This is a genomic window from Sulfitobacter sp. TCYB15, assembly GCF_040435955.1.
GTDB lineage: Bacteria > Pseudomonadota > Alphaproteobacteria > Rhodobacterales > Rhodobacteraceae > Sulfitobacter > Sulfitobacter pontiacus.
Genome location: NZ_CP159193.1, coordinates 1,691,694 through 1,704,860, shown reverse-complemented (window position 1 = coordinate 1,704,860; position 13,167 = coordinate 1,691,694). Strand labels below are relative to the sequence as shown.

General features: G+C 59.7%; 11 protein-coding genes. 5 read left to right on the top strand and 6 right to left on the bottom strand.

The window, feature by feature from the left end:
- Nucleotides 1–51: 51 nt before the first annotated feature.
- From lon to tgt, 3 genes are all read right to left on the bottom strand, one after another.
- Nucleotides 52–2,463 carry an endopeptidase La gene (gene lon, locus ABM428_RS08215; RefSeq protein WP_005853049.1) on the bottom strand — a complete coding sequence of 804 codons (2,412 nt, stop codon included), beginning with the start codon at nt 2,461–2,463 and terminating at the stop codon, nt 52–54.
- 295 nt (nt 2,464–2,758) lie between these two features.
- Nucleotides 2,759–3,856: an alkene reductase gene (locus ABM428_RS08210; RefSeq protein ID WP_132996725.1), complete on the bottom strand. Its 1,098-nt coding sequence runs from the start codon at nt 3,854–3,856 to the stop codon at nt 2,759–2,761.
- Between the two features lie 105 nt (nt 3,857–3,961).
- Nucleotides 3,962–5,089, bottom strand: coding sequence for a tRNA guanosine(34) transglycosylase Tgt (gene tgt / locus ABM428_RS08205; RefSeq protein WP_037944062.1), 1,128 nt, complete (start codon nt 5,087–5,089; stop codon nt 3,962–3,964).
- 230 nt (nt 5,090–5,319) lie between these two features.
- On the opposite strand from tgt, the gene rimK reads away from it, so the two are divergent.
- From rimK to tpiA, 5 genes are all read left to right on the top strand, one after another.
- Entirely contained in the window at nt 5,320–6,702 is a 1,383-nt protein-coding gene (rimK, locus tag ABM428_RS08200; protein WP_037944061.1) for a 30S ribosomal protein S6--L-glutamate ligase, read from the top strand.
- Nucleotides 6,703–6,788: 86 nt separating this feature from the next.
- Complete coding sequence (locus ABM428_RS08195; RefSeq protein ID WP_005853043.1) at nt 6,789–7,151, top strand: SUF system Fe-S cluster assembly protein; 363 nt, start codon at nt 6,789–6,791, stop codon at nt 7,149–7,151.
- Between the two features lie 126 nt (nt 7,152–7,277).
- Entirely contained in the window at nt 7,278–8,489 is a 1,212-nt protein-coding gene (locus ABM428_RS08190; protein WP_206338387.1) for a glycerophosphodiester phosphodiesterase family protein, read from the top strand.
- Between the two features lie 138 nt (nt 8,490–8,627).
- Nucleotides 8,628–8,972: an iron-sulfur cluster assembly accessory protein gene (locus ABM428_RS08185; RefSeq protein WP_132996726.1), complete on the top strand. Its 345-nt coding sequence runs from the start codon at nt 8,628–8,630 to the stop codon at nt 8,970–8,972.
- A 99-nt stretch (nt 8,973–9,071) separates the two neighbouring features.
- A complete protein-coding gene (tpiA, locus tag ABM428_RS08180; RefSeq protein WP_132996727.1) occupies nt 9,072–9,821 on the top strand; it encodes a triose-phosphate isomerase in 750 nt (249 codons plus the stop codon).
- 99 nt (nt 9,822–9,920) lie between these two features.
- Here tpiA and ABM428_RS08175 read toward each other — a convergent pair whose 3' ends face one another.
- From ABM428_RS08175 to ABM428_RS08165, 3 genes are all read right to left on the bottom strand, one after another.
- On the bottom strand, nt 9,921–11,297 hold the full coding sequence (locus ABM428_RS08175; RefSeq protein WP_037944059.1) for a TRAP transporter large permease: 1,377 nt from the start codon (nt 11,295–11,297) through the stop codon (nt 9,921–9,923).
- Nucleotides 11,298–11,301: 4 nt separating this feature from the next.
- On the bottom strand, nt 11,302–11,982 hold the full coding sequence (locus ABM428_RS08170; protein ID WP_005853035.1) for a TRAP transporter small permease: 681 nt from the start codon (nt 11,980–11,982) through the stop codon (nt 11,302–11,304).
- Between the two features lie 112 nt (nt 11,983–12,094).
- Nucleotides 12,095–13,096, bottom strand: coding sequence for a DctP family TRAP transporter solute-binding subunit (locus tag ABM428_RS08165; protein ID WP_005853033.1), 1,002 nt, complete (start codon nt 13,094–13,096; stop codon nt 12,095–12,097).
- Nucleotides 13,097–13,167 lie beyond the last annotated feature (71 nt).

Below are 13,167 nucleotides of genomic sequence, written 5' to 3'. Positions count from 1 at the left end.
CCACGAAAAAGGCCGCCCCGAAGGGCGGCCTGATGTCGGTTTGATCATTGCTTAATGCGCTGTGGCGCTATCGCCTGCAGCGTTGCGACGGGCCAGCGCGGCGGCTGCGGCGGCATCTTCTGCCTCCTGATCCCATTCGATCGCTTCGGGCTCGCGGACCAGCGCATGTTTCAGCACCTCGGACACGTGTTTGACGGGAATGATGGTCAACCCTTCTTTCACGTTATCCGGGATATCCGGCAGGTCCTTTTCGTTCTCGGTCGGGATGAGAACCGTTGTGATCCCACCGCGCAGCGCCGCCAACAGCTTTTCTTTCAAGCCGCCGATTGGCATCGCATTCCCGCGCAAGGACACCTCCCCCGTCATCGCGATATCGCGGCGCACGGGGATCTGGGTCAGCACCGACACGATCGATGTCACCATCGCCAGACCGGCAGAGGGGCCGTCTTTCGGCGTCGCACCATCGGGCACGTGGACGTGGATATCCAGCGTGTCGAACTTGGGCGGCTTCACCCCAATCTTGGGGCTGATCGACCGCACATAGCTGCTGGCCGCGTCGATGGATTCCTTCATCACATCGCCAAGCTTGCCGGTGGTTTTCATCCGACCTTTACCCGGCAGGCGCAGGGCTTCGATTTGCAGCAATTCGCCCCCGACCGAGGTATAGGCCAATCCGGTTACGACACCGATCTGATCCTCAAGCTCGGCCAAGCCGTAGCGGTGCTTTTTCACGCCGAGGAAATCCTCGATGTTGTCGCCCGTCACGGTGATCTCGTCGGCTTCCTTCTTGACGATCTTGGTCAGCGATTTCCGCGCAACCTTGGCGATCTCGCGCTCAAGGTTCCGCACGCCGGCCTCGCGGGTGTAGTAGCGGATCATGCTGGTCAACGCACTGTCTTCGATGGCAAATTCCTTTGCCTTCAGACCGTGGTTCTTGACCTGCTTGGCCACAAGGTGCTGTTTCGCGATCTCGCGCTTCTCATCCTCGGTATAGCCCGACAGAGGGATAATCTCCATCCGGTCAAGCAAAGGCCCGGGCATGTTGTAGCTGTTCGACGTGGTCAGGAACATGACATTCGACAGATCGTATTCCACTTCCAAGTAGTGGTCGACGAATGTGCCGTTCTGTTCCGGATCAAGCACCTCGAGCATGGCCGACGCAGGATCGCCACGGAAATCCTGACCCATCTTGTCGATTTCGTCGAGCAAGATAAGCGGGTTCGTGGTTTTCGCCTTTTTCAGCGCCTGAATGATCTTGCCGGGCATGGAGCCGATGTAGGTCCGGCGGTGACCGCGGATCTCGGATTCGTCACGCACGCCCCCCAGCGAGATGCGAATAAATTCGCGCCCCGTCGCCTTGGCAACAGACTTCCCGAGCGATGTTTTACCCACACCGGGAGGGCCGACAAGGCACATGATCGGGCCTTTCAGCTTGCTGGACCGTTGTTGCACGGCAAGATATTCGACGATGCGTTCTTTAACCTTTTCAAGGCCATAGTGATCATCATCCAGCACCTGCTGTGCCTTGGCGAGGTCTTTTTTGGTGCGCGATTTCACGCCCCAAGGGATCGACAGGATCCAGTCGAGGTAGTTGCGCACAACAGTAGCTTCGGCAGACATCGGCGACATGTTCTTGAGCTTCTTCAGCTCGGCGTCGACCTTTTCCTTGGCCTCTTTGCTCAGCTTGGTGTCCGCGATGCGGGCTTCCAGTTCGGCGACTTCATTCTTGCCGTCTTCACCATCGCCAAGCTCGTTCTGAATGGCCTTCATCTGCTCGTTCAGATAGTACTCGCGCTGCGTCTTCTCCATCTGGGATTTGACGCGGGTCTTGATCTTTTTCTCGACCTGCAGAACGGACATTTCGCCCTGCATCAGCCCGTATACTTTCTCGAGCCGCTCGGAGACGGACAGGGTTTCAAGCAGGTCTTGTTTCTGCTCAACCTCGATGCCGAGATGCCCCGCGACCAGATCGGCCAGACGTGCAGGCTCGGACGCTTCGGTCACCGCCGACAGCGCTTCTTCGGGGACGTTCTTCTTGACCTTGGAATAACGCTCAAATTCTTCGGCCACGGATTTCAGCAGCGCCTGAGTGGTGGTCTCGTCACCGGGCTCTTCCGTCAGATATTCGGCAGAAGCTTCAAAGAAGCTATCATTTTCAAGGTATTCCGTGATGCGCACCCGCGCCTGCCCCTCGACCAACACCTTCACGGTGCCGTCGGGCAGCTTCAGCAGTTGCAACACATTCGCCAAGACGCCGGTGTTGAAAATACCATCGGAATCGGGGTCATCCACGCCGGGGTCAATCTGGCTCGACAGCAGGATCTGCTTGTCATCGGCCATGACTTCTTCGAGGGCGCGAACAGATTTATCGCGGCCCACGAAAAGCGGTACAATCATGTGGGGGAACACCACAATATCGCGCAAAGGCAATACCGGGTAGGACGCGTTCAGAGGCTCTAACATGCTCTTTTCCTTATACTGCAAGATGACACTGGCCCCTATCTTAGGCGACCGTTCGTTCATCTCCTGTTCTGAGTAGGATATCTGGGGACCCTACCCGCCTGTTTCAATCCCCATGATGCTGTGATCCGTTCGTATGCGGGCCATCTGGCGTAAGGGTCGCCCTAGAATGAACCGCCACCGGCGGACAGACAAGCGCGGATCGTATGATTATCCGCGAAAACCGCCAAGAACCATGGTTAACCGGCCCGAATGACAAAAAACGGGCCGGAAATGTGCTTTTTCGCGTTTAACGAGCTTACTCTGCAGCGACCTCTTCGAGGAAGGGATAATCGGTATAGCCCTCTTCGCCACCGGCATAGAAGGTTTTCGTATCCCCCTCGTTCAGCGGTGCGTTAAGTTCGAGCCGTTTTGCCAGATCAGGGTTGGCAATATAGGGCCGGCCAAAGGCCACCAGATCAGCCTTGCCGCTGGCCACGGCATCGATCGCCATGTCGCGGTCATAAAGGTTATTTGCCATGTAGACGCCGTTGAACAGCGACCGCAGCTTGCCAAGGTCTTCGCCGCTGTCCAAATCGCGCGACTGGCCGGTCGACCCTTCGACCATGTGCAGATAGGCCAGATTGTACTTGTTCAGCGCATCCACGACGTAGGTGAACGTCTCTTGCGGGTCATCATCCGCGATGCCGTTCGCAGGCGAGAAAGGCGACAGGCGCAGGCCGACGTGATCGCCATCCCATGCGTTTACAACACCGTCCAGCACTTCGAACAGCAGCCGCGCGCGGTTCTCGACCGACCCGCCATAGGCGTCGTCGCGTTTGTTGCTTGAGGTCTTGAGGAATTGGTCCAGCAGATAGCCGTTCGCCCCGTGGACCTCGACCCCGTCAAAGCCTGCCTTGCGCGCCATTTTGGTTGCGTGGACATAATCGGCGACAATGCGCGGCATCTCGTCCAACTCCAAGGCGCGCGGTTCAGATGTCGGGGTCATACCGTCTTTGGTAAAGGTCTTCACCTCTGCCGCGATGGCCGAGGGGGCGACGGGCTTTTGTCCGTCAGGCTGGATGTCCACATGGCTGATCCGGCCCACGTGCCACAGCTGGATCACGATCTTGCCGCCCTTGGCGTGCACCGCGTCCGTCACCTTTTTCCAGGCAGCAACCTGCCCTTCGGTGTAGATGCCGGGGGTCTTGATGTAGCCTTTGCCTTCGCCGCTAATCTGGGACGCTTCGGTGATGATGATCCCGGCGCCGGCGCGCTGCGCGTAGTATTCGACGTGCATGTCGCCGACTTCGCCACTGTCGTCATTGGCGCGGCTGCGGGTCAGCGGGGCCATCACAATGCGGTTCGCGGCCTCGATGCCACCGACCTTCAGGGGGGTGAATAATGCCTCGGTCATGGAAAACTCCTTTGCGGTGTTGTTTCTTGTCTACAGCACCTAACCTTCCGCCCCGTCATCGCAAGGACGGGGCGGAAGGTTTATTCCATTCACCGCAGGGTTTTTCTAAAGCGGGTCGATGTCGCCTTGGGCACGCTGGCTATGAAAATCAGCCTGCCAGGCGTCAAATGTCCCCGCCGCAATCGCGTCGCGCATACCCGCCATGATTTCCTGGAAATAATGCAGGTTATGCCATGTCAGCAGCATCCCCGAGATCATTTCCTGACTACGGAACACATGGTGCAGATAGGCGCGGCTGTAGTTCGAGCACGCAGGGCATGTGCAGGCTTCGTCCAGCGGACGCGGGTCATCGGCGTGGCGTGCGTTCTTGATGTTCACAACGCCGTGACGCGTGAACACCTGCCCCGTCCGGCCAGAGCGTGAGGGCAAAACGCAGTCCATCATATCGATCCCGCGGGCCACGGCCCCGACGATATCATCCGGCTTGCCCACCCCCATCAGATAGCGCGGCCGATCCACGGGCAGCATATCGGTGGCGAAGTCGAGACAGCCGAACATCGCCTCTTGCCCCTCGCCCACGGCAAGGCCGCCCACAGCGTAGCCGTCAAAGCCCACGTCGATCAGCGCTTTGGCGCTTTCCTCGCGGAAGTCACGTTCCAGCCCGCCCTGCTGGATACCAAAGAGCGCATGGCCCGGACGGTCGCCAAAGGCTTCGCGGCTGCGCTTGGCCCACCGCATCGACATCCGCATCGAGTCCGCGATCCGCGCGCGATCCGCAGGCAGCGCGGGACATTCGTCAAAGCACATGACGATATCGGAGCCGAGCAGCTTTTGAATCTCCATCGACCGTTCGGGGGTCAGTTCGTGTTTCGACCCGTCCACATGGCTTTTGAAGGTCACGCCCTTTTCCGTCAGCTTGCGCAGCCCCGACAGGCTCATCACCTGAAACCCGCCGGAATCGGTGAGGATCGGCTTGTCCCAGTTCATGAACTTGTGCAGCCCGCCCAAACGGTCGATCCGTTCGGCAGTGGGGCGCAGCATCAGGTGATAGGTATTGCCCAGCAGGATGTCCGCACCGGTCGCGGCGACGCTTTCGGGCATCATCGCCTTGACCGTGGCAGCCGTGCCCACAGGCATGAAGGCCGGCGTGCGAATATCGCCCCGCGGGGTAGAGATGACACCGGTACGCGCCGCACCATCGCGGGCCTGAAGATCGAACGAGAATTTTTTCATGACTGCGGCTATAAGATGTCCCCCGCATAGGCGCAATCGCGCAGTTTAGCCGCCCGTTCCACAAGGCTGTCATGGAAGCACCGTAAATCTGCGCTATGTCCAGCCGGAACCGCCGGGGCGCTGCCCCGGACCCCGGGATTTATGCCATTTGGAAGCCCGTGTCGTGGCTTGAGTAGACGCAGGCGACCTGCTAGGCGGCGGGATGATTTAGCTGTGCCGGAGTGCGTGACATGCAAGAATTGACGTTTGGCTGGGAAGAATGGGTCGCCCTTCCCGAATTGGGGCTTCCCGCGATCAAGGCAAAGATCGACACCGGCGCGCGCACATCGGCGCTGCATGCCCATGACATCGAAGTCTTTGGCCCCGCGTCCAAGCCCAAGGTCCGGTTCAACGTGCATCCTGTGGCTGGCAACGAAGACATCACCATCACCTGCTCCGCGCCCATCATTGACCGGCGCGAGGTCACCTCGTCGAATGGCGAGGCAGAGCTGCGCTATGTCATCTCGACCAAGATGGATGTCGCAGGCCAAAGCTGGCCGATTGACGTGACCCTGACCAACCGTGCGGGCATGACCAGCCGCATGTTGCTGGGCCGCCAGGCGCTGACAGATCACATCACCATCTCGCCCACCGAGAAACGGTTGCAACCGGATCTGAGCTATGACGTCTACCATACCGCCGCTGTGCGCCACCGCGCGCCCAAACGCGCGTTGCGGGTCGCCGTGCTGAGCCGTGAAGCCAGCAACTATTCCACCTCGCGTCTGGTCGAAGTCGGCGAGGCCCGTGGCCATACTGTCGAAGTGATCGACACCACCCGCTGCTATATGGCGATCAACGCCATGGCTCCCGAAGTGCATTACGATGGCAAACGTCTGCCGCGCTATGACGCGGTGATCCCGCGGATCGGTGCCTCGGTCACGCCCTATGGCTGTGCGGTGATCCGGCAGTTCGAAACCATCGGGACCTACTGCGTCAACGGCTCTGCCGGTATCCTGTCGAGCCGCGACAAGCTGCATGCGCATCAGGTCTTGGCGTCGAAGAAAATCGGCATGCCGACCACCGCTTTTGCCGCCTCGCCCAAGGACACGTCGAACCTCATGGCGCTGGTGGGCACCGCGCCGCTGATTGTAAAACTGCTGGAATCCACCCAAGGCAAAGGTGTGGTGCTGGCCGAGACCAAGAAGGCGGCGGAATCCGTGATTGATGCCTTCCGCGGGCTCAAGGCAAACTTTCTTGTGCAGGATTTCGTTAAGGAAGCCGCGGGCGAGGATCTGCGCTGTCTTGTGGTCGATGGCAAGGTCGTGGCCGCGATGAAGCGCACCGGCGCGGAGGGTGATTTCCGCTCCAACCTGCACCGTGGCGGCACCGCTCAGGTCGTGCGCATCACCAAGGTTGAACGCGACACCGCCCTGCGTGCGGCACGGGCCTTTGGCCTGGGCACTGCCGGTGTGGATCTGCTGCGGTCGGACAGCGGGCCAAAGGTGCTTGAGGTCAACAGCTCTCCCGGGTTCGAAGGAATCGAGAAAGCCACCGGCAAGGATATCGTCGGCATGGTCTATGATATGATCGAAGCGCGGGTAAAGCCGCAGCCGGTGCGCAAGCGCAAAGCGTAGCTTCCGCATTGGTTCGCGGGTCCGCCCTCTGGACGGTGCCCGCTGCAATCCCTATATAAACGATAAGAAAAAGGAGCGAGGCCCTGATGACTGACAGCACACAACCTCTTGAAGGCACCCCTCTGATTGCGCCCTCGTCAACGGATCATCCGCTGTACGAGCAGATCACCGAAGCCTGCCGCACTGTCTATGACCCTGAGATTCCAGTGAATATCTATGAGCTGGGGTTGATCTACACGATCGACATCAACGCGGAAAACGAGGTCAACATCAAGATGTCCCTCACCGCGCCCGGCTGCCCCGTCGCAGGCGAGATGCCCGGCTGGGTCGCCGATGCGGTTGAACCCCTGCCCGGCGTGAAAACCGTCGACGTGGAACTGGTCTGGGAGCCACCATGGGGCATGGATATGATGTCTGACGAAGCCCGTCTTGAACTGGGCTTCATGTAAGCCGATAGGCTGAAACCGGGGCGCGTTTCACGTCCCGGTTGATTTTACATGAGTTTCACGCAATGGTCGCATCATTGTAACATAGGGTAGCCACACCGCTGCCAGATGATTTTATTTGGAGCGATCATGCGACTAACTACTGCCCTTACAGCTTTGGCTTTGGCCCCCACCGCGCTGCTGGCCGACGCCCACAGCACCCCCGTCCCTGTCGAATACGGTGCCCGTCCTGCCTATCTGGTGGACAAGCTTCCCGATGGCGACCTCAAGGACAAGCTGGCGTCCTGCATGGGCCAGACCGCGTCCAAATCCGATTTCTCCATCGGGCACCGCGGTGCGCCGCTGATGTTCCCTGAGCATACCGTACAGTCCAACGTTGCCGCCGCCCGTCAGGGTGCAGGCATTCTGGAATGCGACGTGACCTTTACCGCCGATCACGAACTGGTCTGCCGTCACGCGCAGAACGATCTGCACACCACCACCAATATCCTCGTCTCCGATCTGGCCGAGAAATGCACCACCGGCTTCACCGCCGCTGCGGGCGAAGAAGGTGCCAGTGCGGAATGCCGCACCTCGGACATCACCTTGGCAGAGTTCCGCACCCTGACGCCCAAGATGGACAGCGCCGACGCCACTGCCACCACCGCCGAAGACTATCAGGGCGGCGTGGCCAGCTTCCGCACCGAGCTGTACAGTGACGGTGCCGATCTGATGACCCACGCGGAATCGATCGAGCTGTTCAAATCCCTCGGCGCGAAATTCACCCCCGAGCTCAAGTCCCCTTCGGTCGAGATGCCCCATGACGGCTTCAGCCAGGAAGACTATGCGCAGAAGATGATCGACGAATACAAAGCCGCGGGCATCCCTGCCTCTGACGTTTGGGCGCAGTCGTTCAACCTGGATGACGTGCTGTACTGGATCAAGGCAGAGCCCGAGTTCGGCAAACAGGCCGTCTATCTCGTGGAATGGAGCGAAGGTTTCGACGAACAGGACGCCAGCACCTGGACACAGGATTTCGCCCAGCTGAAAGAGCAAGGCGTGCAGTATCTGGCCCCGTCGCTGAACATGCTGCTGACCAACAAAGACGGCGCTCTGGCCGCCTCTGACTATGCCAAGAAAGCCAGCGAAGCCGGTTTGAACCTGATCGCCTGGACGCTCGAACGCTCCGGTCCGCTGTCCACGGGCGGTGGCTGGTATTTCCAATCCGTTGGCGACATCATCACCGACGACAGCGACTATCTGGTCGCGCTGGACGTGCTGGCACAGGACGCTGGCGTCAAGGGGGTCTTCTCTGACTGGCCCGCGACCGTCACCTACTATGCCAACTGCATGGGTCTGTAACCTACGAGGTTTGATCCGGCGCAATCGCGCGTGATGACATGGGCCGTCCCTTCGGGGGCGGCCTTTTGCTATTGTGCATCCCCCCGCTTGAGAAACCCTGCCAAAGCCCTTATCTTGTCGGTAACAGGAGTATTCAGCATGTTCGCAATCCCAGGCAAGCAAGCCGTCACCATCACCCCCAAAGCCGCCACTCAGATCACCAAGCTGATGACGTCCGCCGGCCACGCCGGTCTGCGCATCGGCATCAAGAAGGGTGGCTGCGCCGGCATGGAATATACGATGGAGTATGTGAACGAGGCCGACGCCAATGACGAGGTCGTCGAACAGGACGGCGCGCGCGTGATGATCGCGCCGATGGCGCAGATGTTCCTTTTCGGCACCGAGATCGACTATGAAACCTCGCTGCTGGAATCCGGCTTCAAGTTCCGCAATCCCAATGTGACCGAAGCCTGCGGCTGCGGCGAATCCATCAAATTCGGCTAACGGTATCGCGCCGCGCTGGCGGGGCGTGACCCCAGCTTGCCGTTGCCCTGTCGGGGTGGCGCTGGTATCCCTTTGAAAAACCACATGAAGGATTTGCATATGCGCCGCAAGCTTGCCGCTGGAAACTGGAAGATGAACGGCACGCTGGCCGGTCTCGACATGCTGGCCGATGTGGCCGCCGCGATGGACAGCACCGTTGCAGAGGCGGTGATCTGCCCGCCTGCCCCCTACCTCCTACCCGCCGTGACCAAGGCCCAAGGCACCCCCGTCGGCATCGGCGCGCAGGATTGCCACGCAGAGCCGAAAGGTGCCTTCACTGGCGATATCTCTGCCTCGATGATCAAGGAGGTCGGCGCGACCTATGTGATCCTCGGCCATTCCGAGCGCCGCGATGCCTATGGCGAAACGGATGCTGATGTCTCGGCCAAGGCGCAGGCCGCTTGGGGCGCGGGGCTGACGGCCATCATCTGCATCGGCGAAAGCGAGGCGGATCGCAGCTCCGGTACCACCCTGGATGTCATCGCCGAACAGCTTACAGGCTCCCTGCCCGACGTCTGCACCGGCGAGAATACCGTCGTCGCGTATGAACCCATCTGGGCGATTGGCACCGGCAAAATCCCGACGCTTGACCAGATCGTCGAGGTGCATGACTTCATCCGCGCAACACTGGCCGAACGCTTTGGCACGGATGTCAGCGACGCGCTGCGGCTGCTGTATGGCGGCTCGGTCAAACCGGACAACGCAGCAGAGATCTTCAAGGTCGATAACGTGGACGGTGCCCTGATCGGCGGGGCGAGCCTTACACCCGCTGATTTCATCCCGATCCTTCAGGCGCTCTCTGCCGCGTGATCTTCATTTTGCCAAATAAACTCATGGCATGACATACATAAAAGGCGGCGCATCCGATGGGGTGCGCCGCCTTTTTCGTTTCTCTCGTAATGTCTCGCCCTAGCGGGTGATGATCTCCGGCCCCATCATCAGGGTCGGCAGCCAGGTCGAGATGACCGGGATATAGGTCACCATCAGCAGGAAGATGAACAGCACCACGGTGAAGGGCAGCGCGGCCTTGACCACATTCATCATCGGCATATTCGCCACGCCCGAGGTCACAAAGAGGTTCAGACCCACCGGCGGGGTGATCATCCCGATTTCCATGTTCACCACCATGATGATCCCCAGATGGATCGGGTCGATGCCCAGTTCAATCGCGATCGGGAAGACCAGCGGGGCGACGATGATCAACAGGCCCGACGGCTCCATGAACTGCCCGCCAATCAGCAAGATCACGTTGACGATGACCAGGAACATGATCGGCCCGAAACCGGCGCTCAGCATCGCGGCAGAGATCTGCTGCGGGATCTGCTCGTCAGTCAGCACGTGCTTGAGGATCAACGCGTTGGCGATGATGAACATCAGGGTGACGGTCAGCTTGCCGGCCTCGAACAGCGTATCGCGGGTATCGCGGTGGAAGAAGACAGTGACCAAGGCCATCGGCTTGCGCATCAGCGACAGGTTGCGCCCCTCGCCTTCGACGTGCAGCGGGCCCATATCGCGATAGACAAAGGCCGCAATGAAGAAGGCATAGACAGCAGCCACCGCGGCGGCTTCGGTCGGGGTAAAGATACCGCCATAGATACCGCCAAGGATGATCACGATCAGCATCAGCCCCCAGCCCGCTTCACGCCCCGAGGCAAAGACCTCGCCCCAGCCGCGCCATTCGCCCTGTGGCAGCTTCTTGACCCGTGCCATAATGTAGATGGTCAGCATCAGCATGGTGCCCGCCATCAGACCGGGGATAACGCCCGCAAGGAACATCCGGCCCACAGAGACATCCGTGGCAGAGGCATAGACAACCATCACGATGGACGGCGGGATCAGGATGCCCAGGGTGCCCGCGTTGGCGATGACACCGGCGGCGAATTCCTTGGTGTAGCCGGTTTCCCGCATCCCCGCGATCACGATGGACCCGATGGCAACCACTGTCGCAGGCGATGATCCCGACAGGGCGGCGAACAGCATACAGGCAAAGACACCCGCAATCGCCAGACCACCCGGAAAATGCCCGACCAGCGCGATAGAGAAACGGATGATCCGCTTGGCCACACCGCCCGTCGACATGAAGGACGACGCCAGAACAAAGAACGGGATCGCCAGCAGCGTATAGTGCCCCGCCATCGCCTGAAAGAAGGTCTGCGCGATGGACGCAAGCGAGCTGTCGGACAGCACCAGCAGAAAGACGATCGACGAGAAGCCAAGGCTGACGGCAATCGGAACGCCCAGCAACATCAGCCCGACGATCATGGTAAATAGGATAAGGACTTCCATGCGCTCAGGACTCCGCGTTCATGTGTTTGACGGCTTCGATATCATCTTCGGCCTCGTGACTGACGATCAGCGCTGTGGCCTGTCCGGTAAAGACACGCACACCGGCTTGGATGAAACGGAACAACAGCAGCGCCATGCCGAAGGGCAGCATGAAATACGGGATGAACCGTGGCAGTTTGCCGTAGGTTTCGCCCTCGTTCATGATCGGCTCGATAAAGCGCAGCCAATCCGGCATGGGGATATCGACGGTTTCATACCACGCCTGATCGCGGCTATCGGCAAAACCTGTGGGGAACCAGCGGCCCGTTGTGGCGTCCAGCCCCGCGAAGGGGGCCCAGTAATCCCACGCGCCTTTCATCAGCAAGGCCCCGTAGACCACGCAGATCGCTGCCGCAACCAGCGCGAGCACCCGGCGTTTGGGCAGCGAAAAAAGGTTCACGACCGCGTCCACCCCCAGATGCGCCGTGACCTTGACCGCATAGCTCATGCCAAACAGCACCAGCCAGGCGAAAAGGAAGGTCACCGCTTCGAGCCCCCAGATGATGCCGGTGTTGAAACCATAGCGCAGGACGACGTTGATAAAGGTGATAAGCGTCATCAGACCAAGGATGATGGCAATCGCCGTTTCCTCAAGCTCGTTGACAATGCGCCCGAGCGCAGAATGAGATTGAACACCATGTGACATGGGAATGCTCCGCTGTGAGAGGAGAGTGGATCAGGCCCGCACGCCGCGGGGCATGTCGGGGCCTGACGCAAGTGATATGCCCCGTCCGTCGCCAGACGGGGCAGAACAGGGTTTAGTGCTTGGCGTTGATTGCTTGGGCTTCGTCGATGTTTTCCTGACCGACGTCTGCGGTGAACTCTTCCCAGACGGGCTTCATCGCGGTGACCCAGGCTTCGCGCTGCGCGTCGTCCAGTTCACGGACCACACCACCGGCATCGATGATGGCCTGTTTGGCTTCGGCGTTCACTTTGGACGATTCCGCGTTGCGGGTGTCGGTCACTTCTTGAACGATGGTCGCCAGCTGGTCACGCACATCGGCATCCAGGCTGTCCCACCAGTCGGTGGAGGTCACAAGCATGTAGTCCAGAACACCGTGGTTGGTTTCGGTTGTCCCGTCCTGCACCTCAAAGAACTTCTGGCCATAGATGTTGGACCAGGTGTTTTCCTGACCGTCGACAACGCCGGTTTGCAGCGCGCCATAAACTTCCGAGAAGGCCATTGGCTGGGGCGATGCGCCCATTGCCGCCATCTGGGCCTTCAGCACGTCAGAGTTCTGGACGCGGAATTTCAGACCATTGGCATCCGACGGCACGTTCAGCGGCTTGTTCGCCGACATCTGCTTCATGCCATTGTGCCAGAACGCCAGACCCAGCAGGCCACGGCGCGTCATGGATTCTTTCATCGCAACACCGGTTTCGGAGTTCTGGAACTCGTCTACAGCGTTGATGTCCTTGAACATGAAGGGCAGATCGAAAATGCGGAATTGCTTGGTAAACTGCTCGAACTTCGACAGCGACGGCGCGGCCATCTGAACGTCGCCTTGCAGCAGCGCCTCAAGAACCTGGTCATCGTTGTACAGCGTGGAGTTCGGGAACACTTCCATGCAGGCTTTGCCGTTCATCTCGTCATTGACGCGCTGTTCCAGCAAGGACGCGGCGATGCCTTTGGGGTGACGGTCAGTGTTGGTCACGTGGCTCAGCTTGATGACGACTTCGCCATCGTCACACGCCGCGGCAACAGCACCGGCACTTACGGAAAGGGTCATAGCCACCAGAGTGGTTGTCAGGAATTTCATGTGATGTCTCCTCCCAGAGAACTGTTTTTCAAGTCTCGGCATCCGGTCGTTCCAAATGCGGTGGCGTTACT